The organism is Corynebacterium sp. UMB9976, from assembly GCF_030212265.1.
In the GTDB taxonomy this organism is placed as follows: Bacteria; Actinomycetota; Actinomycetes; order Mycobacteriales; family Mycobacteriaceae; genus Corynebacterium.
In genome coordinates, this window is record NZ_JASODY010000018.1 from 1 (window position 1) to 26,546 (window position 26,546).

The 26,546-nt window shown below is 66.0% G+C and carries 23 protein-coding genes; 19 read left to right on the plus strand and 4 right to left on the minus strand.

Annotated elements, in window-relative coordinates; all coding sequences use genetic code 11:
* Positions 1 to 99: 99 nt before the first annotated feature.
* Positions 100 to 354, minus strand: coding sequence for a DUF4185 domain-containing protein (locus QP140_RS08050; protein WP_262369162.1), 255 nt, complete (start codon positions 352 to 354; stop codon positions 100 to 102).
* A 298-nt stretch (positions 355 to 652) separates the two neighbouring features.
* Between QP140_RS08050 and QP140_RS08055 the strand changes: the two genes are divergently transcribed.
* The 4 genes from QP140_RS08055 to QP140_RS08070 all read left to right on the plus strand — a co-directional run bounded on the left by QP140_RS08055 (position 653) and on the right by QP140_RS08070 (position 4,325).
* Positions 653 to 991, plus strand: a complete 339-nt coding sequence (locus QP140_RS08055; protein WP_284759060.1) for a hypothetical protein — start codon at positions 653 to 655, stop codon at positions 989 to 991.
* A gap of 10 nt (positions 992 to 1,001) precedes the next feature.
* Positions 1,002 to 1,610 (plus strand): dephospho-CoA kinase, encoded by a 609-nt coding sequence (gene coaE, locus QP140_RS08060; RefSeq protein WP_284759062.1) that lies wholly within the window; start codon positions 1,002 to 1,004, stop codon positions 1,608 to 1,610.
* Positions 1,611 to 1,747: 137 nt separating this feature from the next.
* Positions 1,748 to 3,880: an excinuclease ABC subunit UvrB gene (uvrB, locus tag QP140_RS08065; RefSeq protein WP_284759063.1), complete on the plus strand. Its 2,133-nt coding sequence runs from the start codon at positions 1,748 to 1,750 to the stop codon at positions 3,878 to 3,880.
* Between the two features lies 1 nt (position 3,881).
* Complete coding sequence (locus tag QP140_RS08070) at positions 3,882 to 4,325, plus strand: universal stress protein (RefSeq protein WP_015381671.1); 444 nt, start codon at positions 3,882 to 3,884, stop codon at positions 4,323 to 4,325.
* Positions 4,326 to 4,333: 8 nt separating this feature from the next.
* Here the strand turns inward: QP140_RS08070 and QP140_RS08075 are convergent, their stop codons facing one another.
* The 3 genes from QP140_RS08075 to QP140_RS08085 all read right to left on the minus strand — a co-directional run bounded on the left by QP140_RS08075 (position 4,334) and on the right by QP140_RS08085 (position 8,261).
* Positions 4,334 to 6,718, minus strand: a complete 2,385-nt coding sequence (locus tag QP140_RS08075; RefSeq protein ID WP_284759065.1) for a HelD family protein — start codon at positions 6,716 to 6,718, stop codon at positions 4,334 to 4,336.
* A gap of 21 nt (positions 6,719 to 6,739) precedes the next feature.
* Positions 6,740 to 7,474 (minus strand): DoxX family membrane protein, encoded by a 735-nt coding sequence (locus QP140_RS08080; protein WP_070758144.1) that lies wholly within the window; start codon positions 7,472 to 7,474, stop codon positions 6,740 to 6,742.
* Positions 7,475 to 7,577: 103 nt separating this feature from the next.
* Entirely contained in the window at positions 7,578 to 8,261 is a 684-nt protein-coding gene (locus QP140_RS08085; RefSeq protein WP_070761964.1) for an MBL fold metallo-hydrolase, read from the minus strand.
* Between the two features lie 105 nt (positions 8,262 to 8,366).
* Here QP140_RS08085 and uvrA point away from each other — a divergent pair, with 105 nt between their 5' ends.
* The 15 genes from uvrA to argH all read left to right on the plus strand — a co-directional run bounded on the left by uvrA (position 8,367) and on the right by argH (position 26,530).
* A complete protein-coding gene (uvrA, locus tag QP140_RS08090) occupies positions 8,367 to 11,219 on the plus strand; it encodes an excinuclease ABC subunit UvrA (RefSeq protein ID WP_284759067.1) in 2,853 nt (950 codons plus the stop codon).
* 248 nt (positions 11,220 to 11,467) lie between these two features.
* The gene (infC, locus tag QP140_RS08095) at positions 11,468 to 11,992 is read left to right on the plus strand and encodes a translation initiation factor IF-3 (RefSeq protein WP_081477610.1); all 525 of its coding nucleotides are present in this window, start codon (positions 11,468 to 11,470) and stop codon (positions 11,990 to 11,992) included.
* Positions 11,993 to 12,031: 39 nt separating this feature from the next.
* Positions 12,032 to 12,226, plus strand: coding sequence for a 50S ribosomal protein L35 (gene rpmI, locus QP140_RS08100; RefSeq protein WP_012360370.1), 195 nt, complete (start codon positions 12,032 to 12,034; stop codon positions 12,224 to 12,226).
* Between the two features lie 65 nt (positions 12,227 to 12,291).
* Complete coding sequence (gene rplT / locus QP140_RS08105) at positions 12,292 to 12,675, plus strand: 50S ribosomal protein L20 (RefSeq protein WP_012360369.1); 384 nt, start codon at positions 12,292 to 12,294, stop codon at positions 12,673 to 12,675.
* A gap of 193 nt (positions 12,676 to 12,868) precedes the next feature.
* Positions 12,869 to 13,678, plus strand: a complete 810-nt coding sequence (locus QP140_RS08110; RefSeq protein ID WP_148811953.1) for a TrmH family RNA methyltransferase — start codon at positions 12,869 to 12,871, stop codon at positions 13,676 to 13,678.
* Positions 13,679 to 13,771: 93 nt separating this feature from the next.
* Positions 13,772 to 14,779 (plus strand): phenylalanine--tRNA ligase subunit alpha, encoded by a 1,008-nt coding sequence (gene pheS, locus QP140_RS08115; RefSeq protein ID WP_141759418.1) that lies wholly within the window; start codon positions 13,772 to 13,774, stop codon positions 14,777 to 14,779.
* Between the two features lie 72 nt (positions 14,780 to 14,851).
* Positions 14,852 to 17,419, plus strand: coding sequence for a phenylalanine--tRNA ligase subunit beta (gene pheT / locus QP140_RS08120; RefSeq protein ID WP_284759073.1), 2,568 nt, complete (start codon positions 14,852 to 14,854; stop codon positions 17,417 to 17,419).
* A gap of 215 nt (positions 17,420 to 17,634) precedes the next feature.
* On the plus strand, positions 17,635 to 18,672 hold the full coding sequence (argC, locus tag QP140_RS08125) for an N-acetyl-gamma-glutamyl-phosphate reductase (RefSeq protein WP_284759074.1): 1,038 nt from the start codon (positions 17,635 to 17,637) through the stop codon (positions 18,670 to 18,672).
* A 122-nt stretch (positions 18,673 to 18,794) separates the two neighbouring features.
* Positions 18,795 to 19,997: a bifunctional glutamate N-acetyltransferase/amino-acid acetyltransferase ArgJ gene (gene argJ / locus QP140_RS08130; protein WP_284759076.1), complete on the plus strand. Its 1,203-nt coding sequence runs from the start codon at positions 18,795 to 18,797 to the stop codon at positions 19,995 to 19,997.
* A gap of 27 nt (positions 19,998 to 20,024) precedes the next feature.
* Positions 20,025 to 20,939 carry an acetylglutamate kinase gene (argB, locus tag QP140_RS08135; RefSeq protein ID WP_070758159.1) on the plus strand — a complete coding sequence of 305 codons (915 nt, stop codon included), beginning with the start codon at positions 20,025 to 20,027 and terminating at the stop codon, positions 20,937 to 20,939.
* Positions 20,940 to 20,988: 49 nt separating this feature from the next.
* Positions 20,989 to 22,218 (plus strand): acetylornithine transaminase, encoded by a 1,230-nt coding sequence (locus QP140_RS08140; RefSeq protein ID WP_284759079.1) that lies wholly within the window; start codon positions 20,989 to 20,991, stop codon positions 22,216 to 22,218.
* Between the two features lie 2 nt (positions 22,219 to 22,220).
* Positions 22,221 to 23,159: an ornithine carbamoyltransferase gene (argF, locus tag QP140_RS08145; RefSeq protein WP_284759080.1), complete on the plus strand. Its 939-nt coding sequence runs from the start codon at positions 22,221 to 22,223 to the stop codon at positions 23,157 to 23,159.
* Positions 23,144 to 23,626 (plus strand): arginine repressor, encoded by a 483-nt coding sequence (gene argR, locus QP140_RS08150; RefSeq protein ID WP_284759081.1) that lies wholly within the window; start codon positions 23,144 to 23,146, stop codon positions 23,624 to 23,626. Before argF ends, argR begins: the two co-directional genes overlap by 16 nt.
* Positions 23,627 to 23,760: 134 nt before the next feature.
* Positions 23,761 to 24,960: an argininosuccinate synthase gene (locus tag QP140_RS08155; protein WP_284759083.1), complete on the plus strand. Its 1,200-nt coding sequence runs from the start codon at positions 23,761 to 23,763 to the stop codon at positions 24,958 to 24,960.
* A 136-nt stretch (positions 24,961 to 25,096) separates the two neighbouring features.
* Positions 25,097 to 26,530 (plus strand): argininosuccinate lyase, encoded by a 1,434-nt coding sequence (argH, locus tag QP140_RS08160; protein ID WP_284759099.1) that lies wholly within the window; start codon positions 25,097 to 25,099, stop codon positions 26,528 to 26,530.
* The last annotated feature ends 16 nt before the right edge of the window (positions 26,531 to 26,546 follow it).

The following is a 26,546-nucleotide window of genomic DNA, read 5'->3' on the forward strand; positions in this document are numbered from 1 at the left end:
CTCCTGCGGAGCGGATGGCGGAGCTGTTAGATTTAGCTGAAAGCTAGGAAATGTTGCAACGACCCCTAGAATCCGCCCCATGAGCGTTAATAGGTGCTTCTATTGGAACACGCGACCCAGGTCGGTCTTGTACACCACCGGGTTGTAGTCCTTCCACGTCGTGGCCACCCAGTAGAGGTTCTTATCGACCTGGTGGGGGAACATGAATGCGCCGTAGAGGTCACCGATCTGAGCGCGAGAGACCAGGGTCGTCGGCGTGCTCCACGGCCCCTCCGGAGAGGCAGCCTTTCTAATCACCACGCCCTGCGGTGCCTCGTAGAGCGCGAGCCAAGCATCCTGTTCCGGGTGGTACATCACCGACAGCTCGAAGACCTTAAATCCTCCACGCCGTCGATCTTCAGCGAACGGGGGAGGAACTCGTCCGAGCAATCTCCATTGACCGGCCGGGTCAGGTGAATGCCGTTGGACGGATCGCGGTCGTCTGACTCGAAGATCGCATTTGAATGCCAGCCGTCCGTGCCGGAGCCACAGCTGAAGGAATCCCCCTGGTCCCACGGCGGGTGAAAGGGGAAGGGCTGCGATGCCCGGAGAGAACAGTCATGGTGTTAATTCAATCACAACGGGGATCTTCAAGTGATGTAGCTTTAGGAGCATGAATCTTTTTCGGAAACGCGCCACCGTTGCGCTGGCCGCAGCTCTCGCTCTCTCGGCAGGTGTCGGCGGCGGGGCAGCGCCGGCAAAGGCTGAGGAAGCCCAGCCACTCCCAGACATCGAACGCCCCACTGTGGGCTCGGGCGGATCGTTGATGCTCAACCCGAAGAACTGCAAGAAGCTCAAGGCCCAGTCGGACGAGATTGCTGGCCAGTGGCAGCAGGCAGTGACCGACGGCGATTTTTATACGGCAAATCAGCTGCGCGTGGACTACACCAACGTGACCGTCTCGTGGGCACAGTGCCTGCAGTCGGCTAATCGCCTGCTCCTGAGCTCTTAGGATTGAAGCAATGTTTCTCATCGGACTCACCGGTGGCATCGGCTCCGGGAAAACGACCGTCGCCAGTCGGCTGAAGACCCTCGGTGCCCGGATCGTCGACGCCGATAAGATCGCCCGCGAGATCGTCGAACCCGGCGAACCAGCTCTTGCGGAGCTGGCCGAGGCCTTTGACGGGGTACTCAACGCGGACGGCACCCTCAACCGTGCCGAGCTCGCCCGGCAGGCCTTCGCCACCCCGGAGGCCACCGAGAAGCTGAACTCCATCACCCACCCCCGCATCCGGGAACGCACCCTCGAGCGCTTCGCCCAGGCCCGCACTGAGGCCGTGCCGGTGCTCGTCTACGACATGCCGCTGCTCATCGAAAACGGCGAGTACAAGAAGATGGACCACGTGCTCGTCGTCGACGCGGCGGACGAGATCCGCATCGACCGTCTGGTCAACTCCCGTGGCCTGGACGAGGACGACGCCCACCGCCGCATCGCAGCCCAGATCAGCCGCGAGGAGCGGCTTGCCGCCGCGGATTCCGTGGTGGAGAACTCCGGCACCCGGGATCAGCTCCTCCAGCAGGTCGACACCTTCTGGGAGCAGGTCGTCGCCCCACAGCTCGACGAGAAATAACCCAGCGGCTCGGCCGACAGTAACCCCCGGGCGCGTACCGTGACCCCGGTTCGACCATCGCAGTGCCTGCCAGCCGGCCGCCCAGCCACACCTCAGCCCGGTGGCTGCCCACCGCGCGGGCTGCCTAGGATAGACACATGGCTTTTGCAGCAGAGCGTCCCGAGCTGTCCTACTCCGAATTCCGCCCCGTGGGGGAGGTCGAGCGCAGCGATGCCAAATTCGAGGTCATCAGCGAGTACGAACCCGCGGGCGACCAGCCAGCCGCCATCGCGGAACTCGACGAGCGGCTGAACCGCGGCGAACGCGACGTCGTCCTCATGGGCGCGACCGGTACGGGTAAGTCGGCGACCGCAGCCTGGCTGATCGAGCAACAGCAGCGCCCCACCCTGGTCATGGCGCCGAACAAGACCCTCGCCGCCCAGCTGGCCAACGAGCTGCGCTCCCTGCTGCCGAATAACGCGGTGGAGTACTTCGTGTCCTACTACGACTACTACCAACCCGAGGCCTACATTGCGCAGACCGATACCTATATCGAGAAGGACTCCTCGATCAACGACGACGTCGAGCGCCTGCGCCACTCCGCGACCTCCGCGCTGCTGTCCCGCCGCGACGTGGTCGTCGTCAGCTCCGTGTCCTGCATCTACGGCCTGGGCACCCCGCAGTCCTACCTGGACCGCTCCGTCGTCCTGCGGGTGGACGAGGAAGTCGACCGCGATCAGTTCCTCCGCCTGCTCGTCGACATCCAGTACGACCGCAACGACGTCTCCTTCACCCGCGGTGCCTTCCGCGTGAAGGGCGACACGGTGGACATCATCCCGGCCTACGAGGAGCTCGCCGTCCGCGTCGAGTTCTTCGGGGACGACGTCGACGCGCTCTACTACATCCACCCGCTGACCGGCGACGTGATCCGCGAAGTGGATGAACTGCGCATCTTCCCGGCCACCCACTACGTCGCTGGGCCGGAGCGGATGGAAAAAGCGATGCAGGCCATCCGGGAGGAGCTGGCAGAGCGCCTGGAGGACCTGGAGAACCGCGGCAAGCTGCTGGAGGCGCAGCGGCTGCGGATGCGCACGGAATACGACCTCGAAATGATCCAGCAGGTGGGCTTCACCAGCGGCATCGAGAACTACTCCCGGCACATCGACGGCCGACCCGCCGGCAGTGCCCCGGCGACGCTGATCGACTACTTCCCGGAGGACTTCCTCACGATCATCGACGAGTCCCACGTGACGGTGCCGCAAATCGGCGGCATGTTCGAGGGCGACATGTCCCGCAAACGCAACCTGGTCGAGCACGGCTTCCGCCTGCCGAGTGCGCTGGATAACCGGCCGCTGACCTGGGAAGAATTCGACGACCGCAAGGGCCAGTGCGTGTACATGTCCGCCACCCCGGGGGATTACGAGATCGCCGCGGCCCAGGGCGAGTTCGTGGAGCAGGTGATTCGCCCAACCGGCCTGGTGGACCCGAAGGTGGAGGTGCGCCCCACGGAGGGGCAGATCGACGACCTCATCGAGGAGATCCGCAAGCGCACGGACAAGGACGAGCGCGTGCTCGTCACCACACTCACCAAGCGCATGGCCGAGGACCTCACCGACTACCTGCTGGAACACGGCGTGCGGGTGCGCTACATGCACTCGGATATCGATACCCTCAAGCGCGTGGAGCTGCTGCGGCAGCTACGCCTCGGGGAGTTCGACGTGCTGGTGGGCATCAACCTGCTGCGCGAGGGCCTCGACCTGCCGGAGGTCTCCCTGGTCGCGATCCTGGATGCGGATAAGGAAGGCTTCCTGCGCTCCACCCGCTCACTGATCCAGACGATCGGCCGTGCCGCCCGAAACGTCTCCGGTGAGGTCATCATGTACGCCGATAACATCACCGAGTCGATGAGCAACGCGATCGACGAGACAGAGCGGCGCCGGGCGAAGCAGATCGCCTATAACGAGGAACACGGCATCGACCCCCAGCCACTGCGCAAGAAGATCGCCGACATCCTGGACCAGGTCGAGGAATTCTCCGAAGGCTACGGCGAGCCGGGCAGCGAGGTTGCGGGTTCTGCCTCGACTGGCGTGGAGGGGGACATGGCCACCTTCGGCCGAGCGGAAGACCGCGGCGACATGGCCCGCCCACAGCTGGAAAAGCTCATCGAAGACCTCACCGCGCAGATGAAGGAATCCGCGCGAGAGCTGAAATTCGAGCTGGCCGGCCGGCTGCGTGATGAAATTGCGGACCTGAATAAGGAACTTCGGGGCATGAAGGAAGCTGGCCTATAGAATGAAGAGCATGTTCTCAAAGATCGTCGTTGGCACTGATGGCTCCAAATCCTCCCACCTCGCCGTCCGGCGTGCGGCGGGAATCGCAGCGGCTTTTAGCTCGGAGCTGGTGCTCGCGTCGGCGTACTTCGCCAAGGAGGCTGACGCCCAGGCCTCGCGCCGGGATGAGTCCTCGCCGGTCGTGGGGGACGAGCACGCCGAGGAAGTACTGGGCTCCGCGATGGAGGTCGCCCGCGAGGAGGGGGCCGAGAAGGTGCGCGCCGTGCTGCGGGAGGGCGCCCCGGTGGACGCGCTTATGGCCGTGGTGACCGAGGAGAAAGCCGACCTGCTCGTGGTGGGTAACCGGGGGATTAACTCCCTCACCGGCCGCCTGCTGGGCTCGGTTCCGGCCGATGTGGCCCGCCAGTCCGACTGCGACGTGATGATCGTCCACACCGTCGGCTAGGAGCGTGCTTAACCCTCATCCCAGGGCAGTGGCTGGTCAGCGAACACGCTCAAACCCTGGGTCGCGCGCGTGATTGCCACGTAGAGATCCTGCAGTCCCTGTGGGGAGGCAGCGACGATCGCGGCGGGCTCGATGAGCACGACCTCGTCGAACTCCAGGCCCTTCGCCTCGGCGGTGCTGACCACGAGCACCTCCGCGTCGATGCCGGCCTGGTCCGAGCCCGGCGCATCGCCCAAGGCCTCGGACACCGCCTCGCGCGCCCAGTCCAGGTCCGCATCGCTGGTGATGATCCCCACCAGGCCCTCGCCGGCCCGCCGCGCGATCTCGGGCAGCGCGCCCGCCAGCTCCGCCCGCGCCGCATAAGCCACACCCGTGCCGGTGCCGCGCAGCGCGATCGCGGGCTCCTGATCCGCGGCGATCTCGGGGAGCAACTGATTGGCCACGTCCGCGATGTCCTGCGGCGTGCGGTAGTTCACGCTGAGCTCCTTCAGCTCCCAGCGATCCGACACATAAGGAGCCAGGGTCTCGCCCCAGGAGGCCACGCCCGCCGGGTTTCCCGTCTGTGCCGGATCACCAACCACGGTCATCCACCGGTTGGGGGAGCGGCGGAAGATCATCCGCCAGTCCATCTCCGAAAGCTCCTGGGCTTCGTCCACGATGACGTGGCCGAAGGCCCAGCGCAGGTCCTGGGCGGCACGCTGCGCCGTGCTGCGCGCGTCGCGTACTCGCTGGCGACCCGCTAGCTGCTCGGCGTCGATGACGTCATAGGCCATGAGGATCTCCGGGGCGAAGCCATCGTCCAAGTCCTGGGTCGCCGAGCCCGTGAGGATGTCCAGCGCGTCCTGGGCCTCCGCGATCTTCGCCAGCCACTCCTCACGCTCCGCCTTCTCGGCCGCCTCGTCGTCGATGATGCCCAGCATGTCCGCCAGTTCGTCGAGCAGCGGCGCATCTGCGGCAGTCCACAGGATCTGGCCACCATCCAGCTCAACCGGCGGGGTGGCCTGCAGGCCGCGGATCGTGTCCTCATCGTACTCCGAGGCGATCTCCTCGGCATGCTCGTACAGGTCGGCCAGCACCTGCTCCGGCGTGAGTTCCGGCCAGAACTCGTCCAACGCTGCCATCACCGTGGGCTCCTCGCGCAGGTCATCGCGCAGGCTGGTGCGGTCTTCCGCGGTCAGCAGGTTCTCCCCGCCGAGGGGGTCGCGCCCGATCGTCTGCGCCAACGCATCCGCCAGGGAACTAATCGCGTGATCCACGAACAGCGGCCGGGCCTGGTTGTGGGGCTTGCGGCTACGTCGCGCCCGGGTGCGGGCGGCGCGCACCATCTTCGGGCTCAACTCCACGGCCACGCCATCTACCATGAAATCGCGCGGCTCCTCCGGCACCTGCTGCCAGGACTGCACCGCCAGCTTCAGGATGTGCAGCATCTCCGCGCTGCCCTTGACCTCACGGGCCAGCAGGCTCGGTTCGGGCCGCGTCTTCACCCCCGGCAGGAGCGTGCCCGGGGTCGCCAGCACCACGCCGGTCTCACCCAGCGAGGGCAGTACCTGCGAGATGTAGTCCAGGAAGCGCGCATTCGGGCCGACGATGAGCACACCCGTCTTCGCGAGCTGCTCGCGCCACGTGTACAGCAGATAGGCCGCCCGGTGCAGCGCGACAGCGGTCTTCCCGGCCCCCGGCGCCCCCTGGACGACCGTGACGGAGCGGTGCTCGCTGCGGATGATGGCGTCCTGCTCCGCGGCGATGGTCTCCACGATGTCGCCCATCCGCGTGCTGCGGGCCGCGTTCACCGCGTCCAACAGCGCGGCCTCCTGCGCCACCCCTCCCGCCGCGGACGTCGTCTTTTCAGTTAAGGACGTCTGGTCCTCGCCGCGGGTGGTGAGCCGCTCATCGGCGACGTGGGTCACCTTCCGCCCGCGAGTCTTGATGTGGCGGCGCAGGTGCACCCCATCTGGGTGCAGGGTGGTGGCGAGGTAGAAGGGGCGGGCCATCGGTGCGCGCCAGTCCATCAGGAGGGTACGCATCTCGTCGTCGCGGGTGTGCAGCCCCAGCCGCCCGATATAGCGGCGGTCCAGATCGGGGGAGCCTGGCACCGGATTCTCTGGCTCCTCATCGGCCACGTCGATGCGGCCGAACATCAGTCCGATCTCCGCGATGGACAGGTTATCCAGTCGCTGCGAGATGTCCTGGATCTCGCGGTCGCGGCGCATCAGCCCCTGCGGGTCATCGATATCTGCCGTGGCTCGGACACTGGCCAGTCGCTTCTTCAGCGTGGCGGTTGTGGCGTCCACCTCAGCCAGCAGGTCATCGAGATGGTTCTGCTCGCTCGCGATGGCCTCTGCGAGCGAGCGGTCGCCATTATTCGTGGTGCCGCGAGATGCGGGGCTGGTCAATCTACCTCCGGTGCAACGGGCTTACTTGAGCTTCTTTGCCTTCTTCTTGGCCTTCTTTGCCTTCTTGGACAGGCCCTTCGTGCTGTCCTGCAGCTCCTCAGCAAAGGTCTCAGCATACGCGCTCGCCTGGTCGCGCACCTGGTAGGCGGTGTCGCGCCACTCGTCGGAGTGCTCGTCGACGTAGTCGCTCACAGCGCTCGCTGCAGAGGAGATGCTGTCCGAGGCCTCAGAAGCCAGCTCGCGGGCCTTCTCGGAGAAGTCGCTGGCGTAGTCCTGCGCGGTGGCGAGCATCTCCTGCTGCTGGGACTTGCCCGGCAGCGCCTGCTGTGCGCGCCATGCCAGGCCCGGCTTGCCGGCAGTGTCCTCGGCGGCGATCAACAGGCCACCCAGCAGGCCGACGTCCGCCAGGAGGGTGGTCAGCTGGGTGTTCTGGCCGCTCTTGCCGGCGACGTTCTTGATGTCGTGGCGGGTCAGGATCGCAGGCAGGTGTGCGGCTGCGAGCGCTGCGGCGGCCAGGCGCGGCGCCTTACCGCGGGCCAGCAGGGCAGCGGCGGCGATCTTGGTGCCACCCGCGATGCGCACGTTGGTTTCCGCGTCACGTGGCAGCAGGCCAGCGGCCTGCGGCGGCAGAACCTTGCGCAGGGTGCCGGTCACAACCTCGGCGTTCTTCGCGTGATTCTGCGGGCTTTTCACCATCTGGACACCATCGGCGATGAATGCCGACGCCATCAGGGGACGGGCGATCTTGCGAAGCATGAAGACTCCTTCGGTGTGGGTAGCAAGATAGCTGGAGTTTTATCCAGCGTTAGGGGATCAAGTCTACGCGAGTGGCCGGGCACCAGCCGCGCGTTTCGCGGGATTACCAGCCCCGCTCGGCCCACTCTTCGACGTGCGGGGCCTCGTCGCCGACGGTGGTGCTGTCGCCGTGGCCGGGGTGCAGCCGCGTGCCGTCGGGCAGGCTGAAAACCCGCTGCGTGACGTCCGAGAGCAGCTGTTGGAACTCCTCCGGGGAGTTCGTTTTGCCGACCCCGCCTGGGAACACGCTATCCCCGACGAACATGCGTGGGGCGTCTTCCGGCAGTTCCACGTGCACGGCGATGCCGCCCGGGGTGTGGCCCCGCAGTTCCACCGCAGTCATCTTCAACTCCGAGCAGTTACCCTTCAAACGCAGCAGCTCCGGGGTTCCTTCGTCGTTGCCGTAGACCTCATCGGCCGGGGCTGGCAGGTTGGTGGCCTCCTTGCGTGGTGCGTGGTGACGCGCACCCGTTGCCGCCAGAACCTCCTCCAGCGCCTGCACGTGGTCGCCATGCTGGTGGGTGGTGAGGACGTCGGTGATGGTCACCCGCAGCTGATCCGCCAGGGCCAGGATGTGCTCAGCGTCCGCAGCCGCGTCAATGAGCAGCGCGTTGCCGCCGCTGGCGATGAGGTAGACGTTGTTATCCATCTCGCCGACTGAGGTGCGCGCCACGATCGTGGCATCCGTGGAAATAATCTCGACATCTCGGGGGTTGGAAAGATGTCCGAACTCACTGACCTGTGACATATGCATGAACTCGAGCATATCTACTTGTCGTACAGTGGGAATGAACTCATCCTGAGCCCGCGCCACCCAGGCGCGGCTCAGGGACAAAGCCAAACAGGAGGACGAGTGGCAGAGAAGCTTTTGGTCCGCGGTGCACGCGAGCACAACCTCAAGGGGGTGGACCTCGAGCTGCCGAGGGACAAAATGATCGTCTTCACGGGACTGTCCGGTTCCGGGAAGTCGTCGCTGGCCTTCGACACCATCTTCGCTGAGGGGCAACGGCGCTACGTCGAGTCCCTCAGCTCCTATGCCCGCATGTTCCTCGGTCGCCTCGACAAGCCGGATGTCGATTTCATCGAAGGCCTCTCGCCGGCGGTCTCCATCGACCAGAAGTCGACGAACCACAACCCGCGGTCCACGGTCGGCACCGTGACCGAGATCTTCGACTACCTGCGCCTGCTCTTCGCCCGCACCGGAACCCCGCACTGCCCGAAGTGCGGCGAGGTGATCCAGCGGCAGACCCCGCAGGAAATCGTGGACCAGATCATGGCCATGGAGGCCGGCACCAAGTTCCAGGTCCTCGCGCCGGTCGTGCGCACCCGCAAGGGCGAATTCGTCGACCTCTTCGAGGAACTCGCTGCGGAAGGTTACGCCCGCGTCCGGGTCGACGGCGAGGTCCACCGCCTGACTGACCCACCGCAGCTGGAGAAGCAGGTCAAGCACGACATCGACGTCGTCATCGACCGCCTCCAGGTGAAGGAAAGCCAGAAGCAGCGACTCACCGACTCCGTCGAGACGGCACTGCGCCGCGCGGACGGCGTCGTCGTCATCGAATTCGTCGGCCTCGACGAGGATGATCCGAACCGGCAGCGCCGCTTCTCCGAAAAGATGGCCTGCCCCAACGGCCACGCCCTGCAGCTCGACGAGCTCGAGCCGCGCGCCTTCTCCTTCAACTCTCCATTTGGTGCCTGCCCGGCCTGCGACGGCCTGGGCACCAAGCTCGAGGTCGACGAGATGCTCGTCATCCCGGACGAGGATGCCCCGCTGAACAACGCCATCGCGCCGTGGACCTCCAGCCCGAACGCGCGCTACTTCGACAAGCTCATCACCGCGCTGTCCAAGGAGCTGAACATCGACCCGAGCACCCCGTGGTCGGAGCTGACGAAGGCCGAACAGAAGGCCGTCTTAAAGGGGCACCCCACCCCGATCAGCGTGAGCTACAAGAACCGCTACGGCCGCCAGCGCCGGTACAACGCACCCTTCGAGGGCGTGATGCCCTTCCTGAAGCGCAAGCTCGACCAGACCGACTCCGACTGGTCCAAGGAGCGCTACCGCAGCTACATGCGCGAGGTGGCGTGCCCGACGTGTAAGGGGGCGCGACTGAAGCCGGAGGTGTTGGCCGTGACCATCGCCTCGGGGGAGAAGGAGCTGTCCATCGCGGGCGTATCCGACCTCTCCATCGCCGAGGCGAGCGAGTTCCTGGATAACCTCACGCTGAACAAGCGACAGGAGATGATCGCCGGTGCGGTGCTGCGCGAGACACAGGCGCGGCTGAAGTTCCTGCTGGACGTCGGCCTGGACTACCTGGCCCTGTCCCGTTCGGCGGGCACACTCTCCGGTGGCGAGGCGCAGCGCATTCGCCTGGCGACCCAGATCGGTGCGGGTCTGGCCGGCGTGCTTTACGTGTTGGACGAGCCGTCGATTGGTCTGCATCAGCGGGATAATGCCCGGCTGATTACGACCCTGGAGAACCTCCGCGACCTGGGTAACACCCTGATCGTCGTCGAGCACGACGAGGACACGATCCGTGCGGCGGACTGGCTGGTGGATATCGGCCCGAATGCCGGCGAGTACGGCGGGCATATCGTGTATTCCGGCGAACCGAAGGGCATCACTGATGCCGAGGATTCGCTGACCGGCGATTACCTCGCCGGGCGCCGGGTACTGGCGGTACCGGAGTCCCGCCGCGAGATCGATAGTGAGCGGATGCTGACGATCCACGGGGCGCAGGAAAATAACCTCAAGAAGGTGGACGTGTCGATCCCGCTCGGTGTGATGACCTGCATCACCGGCGTGTCGGGTTCGGGCAAATCTTCCCTCGTCAACGGCATTCTGGCGCGGTCGCTGGCTAATCAGCTCAACGGTGCCCGCCTGGTGCCGGGGCGCCACAAGAAGGTCAGTGGCCTGGATCAGCTGGACAAGCTCGTGCAGGTTGACCAGAGCCCGATCGGGCGCACCCCGCGCTCCAACCCGGCGACGTACACCGGTGTCTTCGACCGGGTGCGCAAGCTCTTCGCGGAGACCACCGAGGCGAAGGTGCGCGGCTACACGGCCGGGCGTTTCAGCTTCAATGTCAAGGGCGGGCGCTGCGAAGCCTGCCGCGGCGACGGCACGCTGAAGATTGAGATGAACTTCCTTCCGGATGTGTACGTGCCCTGCGAGGTCTGCGACGGTGCCCGGTACAACCGCGAGACGCTCGAGGTGAAGTACAAGGGCAAGAACATCGCCGAGGTGCTCGACATGCCGATCTCCGAGGCCGCGGAGTTCTTCGAGCCGATCACGGCGATCGCGCGTTACCTGAACACGCTCGTGGATGTTGGGTTGGGCTACGTGCGCCTCGGCCAGGCGGCCACCACGCTGTCTGGCGGTGAGGCGCAGCGCGTGAAGCTCGCAGCCGAGCTGCAGAAGCGCTCCAACGGGCGGACGATCTACATCCTCGACGAGCCGACCACTGGCCTGCACTTTGAGGACATTCGCAAGCTCATGCTGGTCCTGCAGGGACTGGTGGACAAGGGCAATACGGTGCTGATCATCGAGCACAACCTGGATGTCATCAAGTCCGCGGACTGGATCATCGACATGGGTCCGGAGGGTGGCTCGGGTGGCGGCACGGTCGTGGCCCAGGGGACCCCGGAGGATGTGGCGAAGGTCGACGGCTCCCATACCGCGACATACCTCGCGCCCATGTTGCCCGCCTAAGATCTGCGTGCTATATTCATGAGCACTACCGCTTGTCGTGTGTCGACAAGCTGCAAGTGGAGTTCTTTTTCTCCCACCTTAGACCGCCGTCACTGGCTGGGCTCGGGTCCAAAGCGAAGCTTTATGCTCGCAGCCTCTTCCACATGATTGAAGGGGCTTTCATTTGGGCGCTCCGGCGCGGGGGATTTTTCAGGGCTTCACAAGCAGTTGCGGTAAAGATCACTTACTACTGCTACTGAGGAGTTCACATCAGCGCTGAAGCTCGCATCAACGACCGAATTCGAGTCCCCGAGGTCCGACTCGTCGGTCCCAACGGAGAACAGGTCGGCATTGTCAAGACGGACGATGCTCGCAAGCTGGCCTATGAAGCAGACCTCGATCTTGTAGAGGTCGCGCCGAACGCCAAGCCGCCCGTGGCCAAGATCATGGACTACGGCAAGTTCAAGTACGAACAAGCTCAGAAGGCTCGCGAGGCTCGACGTAATCAGCAGCAGACTGTGGTCAAGGAGCAGAAGTTCCGCCCGAAGATCGATGACCACGACTACGAGACCAAGAAGGGCAACGTCGTTCGTTTCCTGGAGAAGGGCTCGAAGGTCAAGGTCACGATCATGTTCCGTGGTCGCGAGCAGTCCCGCCCCGAGCTGGGCTTCCGCCTCCTGGAGCGTCTTGCCGCTGACGTTGAGGAAGTCGGTCAGGTTGAGTCCCGTCCGAAGCAGGACGGTCGCAACATGACGATGGTTCTCGGCCCCGTCCGCAACAAGGGCAAGAAGTAGTCTCAGTAGTTCACAAACGTTGCTAGAGGATTTTCACCAATGAAGCAGAAGACGCACAAGGGTACCGCTAAGCGCATCAAGGTCACCGGTTCCGGCAAGCTCCGTCGCGAGCGCGCCTACCGCCGCCACCTTCTTGAGGGCAAGCCGTCCACCCGCACCCGCCGCCTGAAGGGCACCACCGACGTGTCCGCAGCCGACAACAAGCGCATGAAGCGCCTGCTGGGCAAGGCTTAATTACCTTAAGCCTCCCCCTTTTCTCGAAATACTAAAGAACAACCTGAAGTAAAGGACGTATCACCGTGGCACGTGTCAAGCGCTCTGTGAACGCAAAGAAGAAGCGTCGCGAAGTACTGAATTCCGCGAAGGGCTACCGGGGCCAGCGCTCCCGCCTGTACCGCAAGGCGAAGGAGCAGATGCTCCACTCCAAGACCTACGCCTTCCGCGACCGTCGCGCCCGCAAGGGTGAGTTCCGCAAGCTGTGGATCCAGCGCATCAACGCCGCTGCTCGTCAGAACGACATGACCTACAACCGCCTGATCCAGGGCCTGAAGCTGGCCGAGATCGAGGTCGACCGCAAGGTCCTGGCCGAGCTGGCTGTCTCCGACGCCGCTGCCTTCACCGCACTGTGCGAGGCTGCTAAGGCTGCTCTGCCGGAGGACGTCAACGCACCGGCGGCTTCCTAAAGCCAGCCGAGGCGTTCAGCCTCCCACCGCCTTCGACGCGCTCCGCGTCGGGGCGGTTTTTTCATGTCTTCATGGGCTACCGTGCGTGCAAAGCGAGCTGGGTGCGTGGTGGTGGAGCTCCCGAACAGGGGAGAGGCGGGCAGCGGGGCACCACAGTCATCGCCTCGCAACAACCCGACTAGGCTGTGAAGCCATGGAGATGTTCACCGAACGCACGCCCCGCATCGTCAACGCCGCCAAGCTGCACCGAGCCGCCACCCGGCGCAAGACCGGTCGCTTCCTCGCCGAGGGGGAGAACGCGGTCACCGCAGCTCTCGCGCGCGGCGAGGTCCTCGACCTGTACGTCACCGAGGCTGCGTGGGAGCGTTTCCCTTTCCTCCAGGACGTCACCGGCACCCATGTCCACCTCATCACCGAACGTGCCGCCGACCACCTCTCCGAGACGGTCACCCACACCGGCCTGTTCGCCCTCTGCGCGAGCCAGATGGTGGACGACGACGCCCTCATCACCAGCGCCGTCAAGAACAGCCCGCTGATCGCCGTCCCCGTCGAAACGAATGAACCCGGGAACGCGGGAACCATCATCCGGGTGGCCGATGCCTTCGGCGCCGGGGGAGTGCTCTTCGCCGGAAACACCGTGGATCCGCAGGGCGGCAAGGCGGTGCGCGCCTCCGCCGGAAGCCTGTTCAACCTCCCGGTCGCCCGCAACACCTCGGTCGTGGAGGTCGTGGACAAGCTCCACGAGGCGGAGTTTCAGATCCTCGCTACCGCAGCGGACGGGGACGTCACCCTCCACGAGGCGGCCGATCCCGCCAATGGCATGCTCGCCCAGCCCACCGCGTGGCTGTTTGGCAACGAGGCGCACGGGCTGGGGGACTGGCTGGACCTCGCTGATATCCGCGTGAGTATCCCGATGCGCGGGCAGGCGGAATCGCTGAATCTCGCCACGGCGGCAAGTGTGTGCCTTTACGAATCCTCCAAAGCACAGATTGCTAAGCTATAGCCTGAAATAGTCGTTGTTACGTGTTGCGAGGAGCCCCCGTTGTCGGAATCCCCAGTGTCGCCTGAGGCTGCTGTAGAAATCTCTGAAGAGTCGATGGGGGCTGCGGCCGAAGCCGCCGAGAAGGCCTTTACCTCCGCGACCAACCTCGAGGAACTCGCCGAGGCCCGCCGTGCCCACCTCGGCGACGACGCTCCGATCCCCGCCGCTCGCCGCTCCCTCGGCTCCCTACCGAAGGACCAGCGCAAGGATGCCGGCCGCATCGTCAACATGGCACGTGGCCGCGTCGAGAAGCTCTTCGCTCAGGTGAAGGCCGAGCTGGAGGAGAAGCGCAACCAGGAGGCGCTGCGCGCCGAGCGCATTGACGTCACCCAGCCCACCACCCGCGGCCAGGTTGGGGCCCAGCACCCGATCACCATCCTTAACGAGCAGATCGCGGACATCTTCGTCGGCATGGGCTGGGAGATCGCCGACGGCCCGGAGGTCGAGGCGGAGTACTTCAACTTCGACTCCCTGAACTTCATCCCGGACCACCCGGCCCGCACCCTTCAGGACACGTTCCACATTGCACCGCAGGGCTCCCGCCAGGTGCTGCGCACCCACACCTCCCCGGTGCAGATGCGCACCATGCTCTCCCGCGAGGTGCCGATCTACATCGCCTGCCCGGGGCGCGTGTTCCGCACCGACGAGCTGGACGCCACCCACACCCCGGTCTTCCACCAGGTCGAGGGGCTGGCCGTGGATAAGGGCCTGACGATGGCTCACCTCAAGGGCACCCTGGACCACCTCGCGAAGTCCCTGTTTGGCCCGAACACCAAGACCCGTATCCGCCCGAACTACTTCCCGTTCACCGAGCCTTCCGCCGAGGTTGACGTCTGGTTCGAGGACAAGAAGGGCGGCGCCGGTTGGATCGAGTGGGGTGGCTGCGGCATGGTCAACCCCAACGTCCTCATCGCCGCGGGAATCGACCCGGAGGAGTACTCGGGTTTTGCCTTCGGCATGGGCATCGAGCGCACCCTGCAGTTCCGCAACGGTCTGCCTGACATGCGCGACATGGTGGAAGGCGACGTCCGTTTCACCCTGCCATTCGGGGTCCGCGGCTAAGCCCCGCAGTACCCCGCCGCCACAACAACCTCCGCTCCACAACTCTTCTGGCAAAAGGACCTTTTCAAGCACATGTTGATTTCTCAGAACTGGCTCACCCGGATCCTGCAGACCGCGAACCCTAGCTGGTCTGTGGACTCCGAGGAACTCGACGCAGGTTTCGTCCGCGTCGGCTTCGAGACGGAGGGCTACGAGCGCCTCCCGAAGACCGAGGGGCCACTCGTCATCGGCAGGGTGAGCAACATCGAGGAGCTGGAGGGCTTTAAGAAGCCGATCCGCTACTGCGAGATCGCCGTCGGCGAGGCCAACGGCACCGGCGAGCCACAGAACATCATTTGTGGTGCCCGCAACTTCGCCGAGGGCGACTACGTGATCGTCGCCCTGCCGGGCACCGTGCTGCCTGGCCCGTTCGAGATCTCCGCGCGCAAGACCTACGGCAAGATCTCCGAGGGCATGATGTGCTCCGCCTCTGAGCTCGGCCTCTACGACGGCACCAGCCCCGGCATCATCACCGTCTCCGAGGAGGAGATCAAGGCCAACTGTCTCGCCGTCGGCGACGACGCCCGTGGCCTGCTGGGCCTGGATGACACGGTCTTTGAGGTCAACGTCACCCCGGACCGTGGCTATGCGCTGTCCGCCCGCGGCCTGGCCCGCGAGCTGGCGTCCTCCTTCGAGCTGCAGTACCGCGACCCGGCGCTCGATCCAGCGGCTGCCGCTCTCGACGACGACCTCTTCGCCGGCATCCCGGGCATCAAGGAAGACATCCTTTCCCTGGAGGTCGAGGAGGATGCGAAGTGCTCCCTCTTCGGTATCCGCAAGGTCGAGGGCATTGACCCGACCGCCGAATCCCCGCTGTGGCTGCAGCGCGAGCTGATGCTCTGCGGCCAGCGCCCGGTCAATGCCGCCACGGACGTCACGAATTACGTCATGATGCTGCTCGGCCAGCCGATGCACGCCTTCGACGCTGGCAAGATCACCGGCAACCTGCGGGTGCACCGCGCCTCCGAGGGCGACACTCTGACCACCCTGGACGGTGTGGAGCGGACCCTGTCCAGCGAGGACGTCGTCATCTCCGACGACTCTGGCATCCAGTCCCTGGCCGGTGTGATGGGCGGCAGCACCTCCGAGATCTCCGATGAGACTGTCGATGTGCTCTTCGAGGCTGCTCACTGGGACGAGCTCACCGTGGCCCGCACCTGCCGCCGCCACAAGCTCTCCTCTGAGTCCTCCCGCCGCTTCGAGCGTGGCACCGACGCCGCGATCATCGGCAATGCCCTGGACTTCGCGGTCTCGCTGCTCGTCCGCATCGCTGGCGGCAAGGTGGTACACGGCCGCACCATGGTCGGCGAGGTGCCGAGCATGTCGACGATCCAGATGCACACCAACCGTCCGGGCAAGGTTGCGGGCATGATCTACCCGGACGGCACCACGATCGGTCGCCTCCGCGAGGTGGGTTGCACCGTCCGCGAGACCGGCCTGCGCGACGGCCAGGGTGCCCGCCAGATCGAGGTCACCCCGCCGACCTGGCGCCCGGACCTGACCATCCCGGCTGACCTGGTGGAGGAGGTGCTCCGCCTCGAGGGGCTGGAGAACATCCCATCGGTCCTGCCGCACGCACCGGTCGGTCGTGGCCTGACGCCACGCCAGCGCCTGCGCCGCCGCATCGGCCACGCGATGGCTTGGAATGGCTTCGCGGAGATCCTGCCGACGCCGTTCATCGCCAACAATGTCTTCGACGAGTGGGGCCTGGCGGAGGACGATCCGCGCCGCAACGTGGTGAAGGTCCAGAACCCGCTGGAGTCCGATCACGCTTCTCTGGGCACCACGCTGCTGCCGTCCATGATCGACGCCCTGCGCCGCAACTCCGCGCGTGGTCAGAAGGACGTCGCCCTGTTCGGCGTGGAGCAGGTTTCCCTGCCCCGCCTGCCGGAAAGCGGGCGCAAGCCGACCCCGATGCCCGCTGTGACCCAGCGCCCGTCCGAGGCGGAGCTGGACGAGCTGGCTCAGACCCTGCCGGAGCAGCCGCTCTACGTGGCGATGGTCGCCGCCGGCCAGCGCGCTCTGCAGGGCCCGTGGGGTGGCGCGGAGAACTTCGAGGCTCAGGACGCCTTCGAGGCAGCCCGCCTGATCGGGCGTGCGGCTGGTGTGGACGTGGAGTTCCGCAACGCCGAGTTCCTGCCGTGGCACCCGGGCCGCTGTGCGGAGATCCTGGTCGACGGCACCGTGGTGGGGCACGCGGGCGAGCTGCACCCGCAGGTCTGCGAGCGCGCCAACATCCCGGCCCGGAGCATCGCGCTCGAGATCGACCTGGACGCGCTCCCGGTGGAGGAGCGCTTCCCGCAGCCCAAGGTGTCTGCCTTCCCGCCGGTCTACCAGGACGTGGCCCTCGTGGTTGACGAGGATCTGCCGGTCGCCGAGGTGCAGAAGGTGCTGCAGGAGGGCGCCGGCGAGCTGCTGGAGAGCATCCGCCTGTTCGACATTTACGAGTCGGATTCGCTCGGCCAGGGCAAGCGTTCGCTGACTTTCTCCCTGAGCTTCCGCGCGACGGACCGCACGCTGACCGAGGATGAGGCATCGGAGGGTCGCCGTGCGGCCATCGACGCCGCCACGGCGAAACTGGGTGCTGAGCTTCGCTCTTAAGGCACAGCTTCGCTCCTAAGGCACAGCTTCGCTGCTAGGACACAGCTTCGCTCCTAATGTGCAGCTGCGTTCTTAGGGCGCGGCCGTGCTCTGAGGGGAGCGGACCTCTAGAACACACCCCTTATGCAGCCCGCGAGGACCACCATCGCGGGCTGCATATTTTGCATAAGCGTGTATATATTGCATTTTTCTGTGATCGGGCGCATAATTAAAGAATGAAGAAGATTGCAGTCGCAGGAGCCAGCGGTTACGCAGGCGGGGAAGCTCTCCGCCTGCTGCTCAACCACCCGGGATACGGCGTGGACTTCGAGATCGGAGCCCTCACCGGGGGCTCCAACGCCGGCCAGAACTTCGGGGAACTCGCCCCGGCACTGACCCCCTTGGCGGACCGCACCCTCCAGGAGACCATCCCGGAGCTGCTCGCCGAACACGACATGGCGATCCTCGCTCTCCCGCACGGCGTCTCTGCCACCCTCGTGGAGCAGGGGCTGCCAGAGGACATGAAGATCGTGGACTGCGGTGCGGACTACCGGCTGCGCAACGAGGACCTGTGGGAGCGCTACTACGGCACCCCGCACGCCGGAAGCTGGACCTATGGCATCCCCGAGATGCCCGGCCACCGCGAGGAGATCGCCGCTGCCAACCGCGTCGCCGCTCCCGGTTGCTTCCCAACCGGCGCGACCATCGCCGCTATGCCCGGCATCGCCGCCGGCATGATGGCCCCACAGGTCTCCGTTGTTTCCGTCACCGGCGTCTCGGGGGCGGGTAAGAAGCCCAGCGTGGCCCTGCTCGGTGCCGAGACCATGCAGAACCTCCGCGCCTACGGTGTGATGACCCACCGGCACGCCCCGGAGATCAAGCAGAACCTCCTCGAGCTCGTCCCGGGTGGCGACCAGGGCGACGACGTCCACGTCACCTTCACCCCCGTCCTAGCACCGCTCGTGCGCGGCATCCTCACGACCGTCACCGCACCGGCCCGCGGTAGCGCCGCCGACGTCCGACGCGCCTACGAGGACTTCTGCGCATCCGAGCCCTTCCTGCACCTCCTGCCGGAAGGCCAGCAGCCAGAGACCCGCCACGTCGCCGGTACCAACATGGTTCATCTGCAGGTCGCCGTGGACGACGGCATGATCGTCGCCACCTCCGCGATCGACAACCTGACCAAGGGCACCGCGGGCGCTGCCGTCCAGTGCCTCAACCTGATGAACGGTTGGGACGAGACCGCAGGCCTGCCGACCATCGCCGCGACCTAACTCAGCGACAACCTAACGCAGCAGCGTCTTAATACAGCGCCGTCGTAACACAGCGCCGTTCCACACGCCGAACAACACACCCACCGCAACAACCCCTCGAAGAAATAGAAGAAGAGCACGCAGTGAGCACCCAGCCTGAACACCACAACCCACAAGCCGGTCAGCGCACCGGAGTCACCGCCCCGGCTGGCTTCCGCGCCGCCGGCGTCACCGCGGGCATCAAGCCCTCCGGCAACCCGGACATGGCCCTCCTGGTCAACGACGGCCCCGACTACCACGCCGCCGCGTTGTTCACCCGTAACCAGATCAAGGCCGCGCCCGTCCAGCTGACCAAGTCGCTGCACAACGGAACCTTCCGCGCCGCCGTCATCAATGCCGGCAACGCGAATGCCTGCACGGGGGAGCAGGGCATCGCGGACGCGAAGCGCACCGGGGAACTCGTCGGCAGCGCGCTCGGCATCGACGCCGCGGACGTGGCCGTATGCTCCACCGGCCTGATCGGCGACCTGCTGCCGATGGACAAGATCGAGGCGGGAGTCGGGGCGCTGGCCTCCGAGCTCTCCACCGACCTCGAGGCCGGCACCAAGGCCGCCGAGGCGATCATGACCACGGATACCGTCATCAAGCAGGCGGTCTACGAGGGCGAGGGCTGGAGCATCGGCGCGATGGCCAAGGGCGTGGGCATGATGGCCCCATCCCTGGCCACGATGCTGGTTTTCCTCACCACCGACGCCAAGCTGCCCAGCGCAGAGGCCGCCCAGGAGGCGCTGGGGGCGGCCAGCGGGGTCACCTTCGACTGCATCGACGTTGACGGCTCCACCTCCACCAACGACACCCTCATCATGTTGGCCAACGGCGCCTCCGGTGTGGAACCGGACGCCGCCGAGTTCGCCCGCGCGGTCCACGAGGTGTGCCTGGACCTCACCCGTCAGCTGCAGGGTGATGCCGAGGGCGTGACCAAGAAGGTTGCGATCACCGTCACCGGCGCCGCCACCGACGAGGAGGCCAAGGCCGCCGCTCGCGTCATCGGCCGCGACAACCTCTTCAAGTGCGCGATGTTCGGCTCCGACCCGAACTGGGGACGCGTGCTCGCCGCCGTCGGCATGGCCCCGGTGACCATGGACCCGACGAAGATTCGCGTGTCCTTCAACGGCCACGACGTCTGCGTCGACGCTGCCGGAACCCCGAACGCCCGCGAGGTGGACCTCAGCGGTGAGGACATCGACGTCGAGGTCAACCTCGCCAGCGGCGACGGCAAGGCCACCGTCTGGACCACCGACCTGTCCTACTCCTACGTCGAGATCAACTCCGAGTACTCCAGCTAAGCGCCAGCGGTAACCCAAGGATTCACCATGCCGAAGATTCACGACTCCTCCTGCACCAGCGGGCTGACCCCGTCGCAGCGCTCCCACGTGCTGGCCGAGGCCCTGCCGTGGCTGCTGCACTACCGCGACAAGATCGTGGTGGTGAAGTACGGCGGCAACGCCATGATCGACGACGAGCTCAAGCGTGCCTTCGCCGCCGACATGGTCTTCCTCCGCGCGGTCGGCGCGCGCCCCGTCGTCGTGCACGGCGGCGGGCCACAGATCAACACGATGCTCGACAAGGTCGGCCTGGAAGGGGAGTTCCGCGGCGGCTTCCGCGTGACCTCGCCGGAGGTCATGGAGTACGTGCGCATGGTGCTCTTCGGCAAGGTCGGTCGCGAGCTGGTCGGGCTCATCAACGAGCACGGCCCCTACGCGGTGGGCGCCTCCGGCGAGGACGCCGGGCTGTTCACCGCCGAGAAGTTCCAGCCTGAGATCGACGGGGAACTGGTGGACATCGGCCGGGTCGGCAACATCACCGACGTCGACCCCACCAGCCTGTTCGACCTCATCGATGCCGGCCGCATCCCGGTGGTTTCCACGATCGCCCCGGACGACGACGGCCTGGTCTACAACATCAATGCCGACACCGCCGCTGGTGCGCTGGCGGGGGCCCTGGACGCCGAGCGTCTCGTCATGCTCACCAACGTGCCGGGCCTCTACACGGACTGGCCGAACCGGGATTCGCTGGTCTCCAGCCTGACCCCGGAGGAGCTGGAGGAGCTCCTCCCGACCCTGGATAGCGGCATGATCCCGAAGATGACCGCCTGCCTGGACGCCATCCGCAACGGTGCGAAGGCCGCCCACGTCATCGATGGGCGTGTGCCGCACTCGGTGATCCTCGAGCTGATGACCGAAGGCGGTATCGGCACGATGATCGCCGCCGAGTCCTACGAGCACTAAAACCCAGCAGCAAGAAACTTCCGACGCACAACCCCGAAGGATCAAGGCGATGAGCAACACTGAATCTCAAGCCACTCCCGCCACGGAAGCCACCTGGCAGGACCGCTGGCAGCACACGCTGATGGACACCTACGGCACCCCGGCGCTGAACCTCGTCAAGGGCCAGGGCAGCTACGTCTGGGACAGCGAGGGGAAGAAGTACCTCGACCTGCTCTCCGGCATCGCGGTCAACGCCCTGGGGCACGCCCACCCCGCGATCGTCGAGGCCGTGACCACCCAGCTGCAGACCCTGGGGCACACCTCGAACGTCTTTGCCCACCCGCAGGTCATTGAGCTCGCGGAGAAGGTGACCTCCCTGGTCGGTACCGAGGAGGCTGCGGACGCCCGCGTGTTCTTCTGCAACTCCGGCGCCGAGGCCAACGAGGCCGCGTTCAAGATCGCGCGCGCGACTGGGCGGCCGAAGATCCTGGCCGCCGAGCGGGGCTTCCACGGGCGCACGATGGGGTCCCTGGCGCTGACCGGCCAGCCGGATAAGCGCAAGCCCTTCGAACCGATGCCAGCGGGCGTGGAGTACTACCCCTACGGCGACCTCGACGCCGTCGACGCCATGGCCGACGAGAACACCGCCGCCATCATCCTGGAGGCCATCCAGGGCGAGACCGGTGTGATCCCCGCCCCGGAGGGCTTCCTCGCCGGGCTGCGTCGCATCTGCGACGAGCGCGGGATCCTCCTCGTCGTCGACGAGGTCCAGGCGGGCATGGGGCGCACCGGTGCGTGGTTTGGTTTCCAGTCCGATGGTTCCGGCGTTGTTCCGGACGTCATCACCATGGCCAAGGGCCTGGGTGGCGGGCTGCCGATCGGCGCCTGCCTGGCCATGCCCCGGGCCCAGCTGCTGGCCAAGGGCATGCACGGCACCACCTTCGGCGGCAACCCGGTGGTCTGCGCCGCGGCTAATGCCGTGATCGATGAGATCAAGGAACAGAACCTGCTGGAGAACGTGCGACAGGTCGGGGCGCAGCTGGTCGCTGCCCTGCAGGACCACCCGCGGGTCACCGAGATCCGCGGCCGCGGCTTGATGCTGGGCGTCGTTCTGGACACCCCGTGCGAGCTCGACCCCGCGAACTACGGAATCCTGCTGAACAAGCCCTCGCCGGAGGTGCTGCGCATCGTGCCGCCGCTGAACCTGAGCTCCGCCGAGGCCGATGAGGCAGCGTCGAAGATCACCGCGATGCTCGACGACCTACCGAACCCAACCGAGACGTCGACCACAGAAAGCTAGAAATGACCCTCGCAGAAAAGAACACCACGCCCCTGCGCCACATGCTGGCGGACGACGACCTCACCCCGGCCGAACAGGCGCAGATCCTGGACCTGGCGGAGAAGGTGAAGGCCGACCGCTACGGCAACCCCTTCCGCAACATCCTGGAACGCCAGTCCGTGGCGGTGCTGTTCGATAAGACCTCCACCCGCACCCGCTTCTCCTTCAGCGCCGGGATCACCGAGCTGGGCGGCAGCCCGATCGTCGTGGACTCCGGTAGCTCCCAGATGGGTAAGGGGGAGACTTTCCAGGACACCGGTGCGGTGCTCTCCCGGTTCGCCAGCATGATCGTGTGGCGCACCGGTGCGCACAGCAACCTCGCGGAGATGGCCGAGACCGCGACGGTGCCGATCATCAACTCCCTTTCCGATGATTTCCACCCCTGCCAGATCCTCGCGGACCTGCAGACCATCCGGGAGAAGAAGGGAGAGCTGGCCGGGTTGAAGGCCATCTACTTCGGCGACGGCGCCAACAACATGGCCAACAGCTACATGCTCGGCTTCGCCACCGCAGGCATCGACATCACGATCTGCGCCCCGGAGGGCTTCCAGCCAGAGGCGGAGTTCGTGGAGCGGGCGAAGAAGCGGGCCGCGGAGACCGGAGCCACCGTCACCGTGACGGATGAGGTCACCGCCGCGGACGCCGACGTCGTCATCACGGACACGTGGGTGTCCATGGGCCAGGACCCGAACGTCGACCGCAGCGCCCTGCGCGCCTACCAGGTCAACGAGGAGCTCATGGCGGAGGCGAAGGAGGACGCGATCTTCCTGCACTGCCTGCCCGCCTACCGCGGCAACGAGGTCACCGCCGAGGTTATCGACGGCGAGCAGTCGGTGGTCTTCGACGAGGCCGAAAACCGCCTGCACGCGCAAAAGGCGCTGATGGTATGGCTGCTCCGTTAGACCGGTCGACCGCGCCGTCGAAATCTGCCCGGCAGGCAGCCATCGCGCGGGTGATCGACCAGCACCGGGTGGCGAACCAGCGCGAGCTGCTCGACATCCTGCACACCATGGATATCGAGATCACGCAGGCCACGCTCTCCCGGGACCTCGTGGACCTGGGAGCCCGCAAGGTGCGCACCGACGGCAAATCCCACTACACCCTGGCCGAAGCCATGGTGGGGGACGGGCCCGCGCACCTGCGCCGGGTGCTCTCCGAGCTGCTGGTCGCCCACGACGATTCCGGCAACATCGCGGTGCTGCGCACCCCGCCGGGGGCTGCTCAGTACCTGGCCAGCGTCCTCGACCGCTCGGAACTGCCGCAGACGGTGGGTACCATCGCGGGTGATGACACGGTCTTTGTGCTCGCCCGCGAGGGGCACAGCGGGGCCCAGGTTGCGGAGTATTTCGCGGAGTTGGCCCGCGGTTAGGAACCGTGCCAGCGATCCGGTGGGCAAGCGGCCATCCAGAATGGACGCCACTAGCCCGCGCCGGATGCTCAACAAAAAATCTGAACAACTAGAATCTTTAAAAGAAGAACAGAAAACGGGGAAAGGAAACCTCAATGAAGGATCGCGTCGTACTCGCATACTCCGGTGGCCTGGACACCACCGTCGCCATCAGCTGGATCGCCAAGGAGCGCAACGCTGAGGTCATCGCCGTGTCCATCGACCTGGGCCAGGGTGGCGAGGACATGGAGACCGTCCGCCAGCGCGCGCTCGGCGCCGGCGCTGTGGAGTCCATCGTCGTGGACGCCCGCGACGAGTTCGCCAACGACTACTGCCTGCCGACCATCAAGGCCAACGGTCTGTACATGAAGGAGTACCCGCTGGTCTCCGCGATCTCCCGCCCGCTGATCGTCAAGCACATGGCCGAGGCTGCCAAGGAGCACAACGGCACTGCCGTCGCCCACGGCTGCACCGGTAAGGGCAACGACCAGGTCCGTTTCGAGGTTGGCTTCGCCAACACCGCACCGGAGCTGGAGATCATCGCCCCGGCCCGCGACTACGCCTGGACCCGCGACAAGGCCATCGCCTTCGCCGAGGAAAACGACATCCCGATCGAGCAGTCCAAGTCCTCCCCGTTCTCCATCGACCAGAACGTCTGGGGCCGCGCGGTTGAGACCGGCTATCTGGAGGACCTGTGGAACGCCCCGACCAAGGACGTCTACGCCTACACCGAGGACCCGGCCCTGGGCCAGGCCCCGGATGAGGTCATCATCTCCTTCGAGTCCGGCGTGCCGGTGGCCATCGACGGCCGCAAGGTCACCGTCCTGGAGGTCATCGAGGAGCTCAACCGCCGCGCTGGTGCGCAGGGCGTGGGCCGCCTGGACATGGTCGAGGACCGCCTGGTGGGCATCAAGTCCCGCGAGATCTACGAGGCTCCGGGCGCGATGACCCTCATCCGCGCTCACGAGGCCATGGAGGCCGTCACCGTCGAGCGCGAGCTGGCTCGTTACAAGCGCGGCATCGACGCCGAGTGGTCCGACCTGGTCTACGACGGCCTGTGGTTCTCCCCGCTGAAGCGCTCCCTGGACGCCTTCATCGAGGAGTCCCAGGAGCACGTCACCGGCGACATCCGCCTGGTACTGCACGCCGGCAACATCATCATCAACGGCCGCCGTTCCGACCACTCCCTCTACGACTTCAACCTGGCCACCTACGACGAGGGCGATAGCTTCGACCAGTCCCTGGCCAAGGGCTTCGTGGAGCTGCACGGCCTGTCCTCCAAGATCGCCGCTAAGCGCGATATGGGCATCCTGTAATAGCCCCTTCCTGGCGGGCGGTCCCGTTCGTGGGGCTGCCCGCCGTTAGTTTCTTTAAGACCGACTTTCTTTCACGACGTCACTCACGGAGAGGAATCCTTCAATGGCAGATCACGGTGCGTCCAACCCCGGTGCGCTGGACAAGCACGGCACGAACGAGGGCGCGCTCTGGGGCGGCCGCTTTTCCGGCGGCCCTTCGGAGGCCATGTTCGCGCTGTCTGTGTCCACCCACTTCGACTGGGTGCTCGCCCCCTATGACGTGCTCGCCTCGAAGGCGCACGCGAAGGTGCTGAATCGGGCCGGGCTCCTCTCCGACGCCGACCTGGAGACCATGCTGAACGGGCTGGACCAGTTGGGTCGGGACGTCGCGGATGGTTCCTTCGTCCCCGCACCCTCCGACGAGGACGTCCACGGCGCGATGGAGCGCGGCCTGATTGACCGGGTCGGCCCGGAGGTCGGCGGTCGCCTGCGCGCGGGACGTTCCCGCAATGACCAGGTGGCTGCGATGTTCCGCATGTGGATCCGCGACGCGATCCGCGACATCGCCGTCCAGGTCACCGAGCTGATCGACGCGCTGGCTGCCCAGGCGAAGGCTCACCCGGAGGCGATTATGCCGGGTAAGACGCACTCCCAGGCTGCCCAGCCGATCTTGCTGGCCCACTCGCTGTTGGCTCACGCCCAGCCGCTGCTGCGCGATATTCAGCGCCTGCAGGACCTGGATAAGCGCCTGGCTGTCTCGCCTTATGGCTCGGGCGCGCTGGCTGGTTCCTCGCTGAAGCTGGACCCGGAGGCCATCGCCGAAGAGCTCGGTTTCGACTCCGCGGCGGATAACTCCCTGGACGGTACTTCCTCCCGCGACTTCGCCTCCGAGACAGCATTCGTGCTCGCGCAGATCGCGGTGGACATGTCCCGCCTGGCCGAGGAGATCATCTACTGGTGCACCCCGGAGTACGGCTACGTCACGCTCTCCGATTCCTGGTCCACCGGCTCCTCGATCATGCCGCAGAAGAAGAACCCAGACGTGCCTGAGCTCGTGCGCGGCAAGACGGGTCGGTTGATCGGTAACCTCTCTGGTCTTATGGCCACCCTTAAGGGCCTGCCGCTGGCGTACAACCGCGACCTGCAGGAGGACAAGGAGCCGATCGTCGACTCGGTCGCGCAGCTCAATCTGCTGCTGCCGGCGATGACTGGCCTGGTATCCACCCTGACCTTCCACGAGGACCGCATGCGCGAGCTCGCCCCGGCGGGCTTCACGCTCGCGACGGATCTGGCGGAGTGGATGGTGCGCCAGGGCGTGCCGTTCCGGGAGGCTCACGAGGCTTCGGGTTCCTGCGTTCGTATCGCGGAGTCCCGCGGCGTGGACCTCATCGACCTCACCGACGAGGAGCTTGCCTCCGTGGATTCTCGGCTCACCCCGGAGGTTCGCGAGGTGCTCACCATCGATGGCGCGGTGGCGTCCCGGTCGACCCGTGGCGGCACCGCCGGTGTGCGGGTCGCCGAGCAGCGGGAGCGCGTCGAGACGCTTTCCGGTGAGCTGCGCGGGTGGGCGGAAACGCCGGTCCGCGGCTAAGGAAAGAGCCTCGCGG

Coding starts and splice junctions, on each gene's coding strand:
- pheT (WP_284759073.1), top strand. CDS start 14,852: ATGTTGATTTCTCAGAACTGGCTCACCCGGATCCTGCAGACCGCGAAC.
- QP140_RS08110 (WP_148811953.1), top strand. CDS start 12,869: ATGGAGATGTTCACCGAACGCACGCCCCGCATCGTCAACGCCGCCAAG.
- argC (WP_284759074.1), top strand. CDS start 17,635: ATGAAGAAGATTGCAGTCGCAGGAGCCAGCGGTTACGCAGGCGGGGAA.
- rpmI (WP_012360370.1), top strand. CDS start 12,032: ATGAAGCAGAAGACGCACAAGGGTACCGCTAAGCGCATCAAGGTCACC.
- argR (WP_284759081.1), top strand. CDS start 23,144: ATGGCTGCTCCGTTAGACCGGTCGACCGCGCCGTCGAAATCTGCCCGG.
- QP140_RS08085 (WP_070761964.1), bottom strand. CDS start 8,261: ATGTCACAGGTCAGTGAGTTCGGACATCTTTCCAACCCCCGAGATGTC.
- coaE (WP_284759062.1), top strand. CDS start 1,002: ATGTTTCTCATCGGACTCACCGGTGGCATCGGCTCCGGGAAAACGACC.
- QP140_RS08070 (WP_015381671.1), top strand. CDS start 3,882: ATGAAGAGCATGTTCTCAAAGATCGTCGTTGGCACTGATGGCTCCAAA.
- uvrB (WP_284759063.1), top strand. CDS start 1,748: ATGGCTTTTGCAGCAGAGCGTCCCGAGCTGTCCTACTCCGAATTCCGC.
- QP140_RS08050 (WP_262369162.1), bottom strand. CDS start 354: ATGTACCACCCGGAACAGGATGCTTGGCTCGCGCTCTACGAGGCACCG.
- QP140_RS08055 (WP_284759060.1), top strand. CDS start 653: ATGAATCTTTTTCGGAAACGCGCCACCGTTGCGCTGGCCGCAGCTCTC.
- QP140_RS08080 (WP_070758144.1), bottom strand. CDS start 7,474: ATGCTTCGCAAGATCGCCCGTCCCCTGATGGCGTCGGCATTCATCGCC.
- QP140_RS08155 (WP_284759083.1), top strand. CDS start 23,761: ATGAAGGATCGCGTCGTACTCGCATACTCCGGTGGCCTGGACACCACC.
- QP140_RS08140 (WP_284759079.1), top strand. CDS start 20,989: ATGAGCAACACTGAATCTCAAGCCACTCCCGCCACGGAAGCCACCTGG.
- pheS (WP_141759418.1), top strand. CDS start 13,772: ATGGGGGCTGCGGCCGAAGCCGCCGAGAAGGCCTTTACCTCCGCGACC.
- argB (WP_070758159.1), top strand. CDS start 20,025: ATGCCGAAGATTCACGACTCCTCCTGCACCAGCGGGCTGACCCCGTCG.
- argF (WP_284759080.1), top strand. CDS start 22,221: ATGACCCTCGCAGAAAAGAACACCACGCCCCTGCGCCACATGCTGGCG.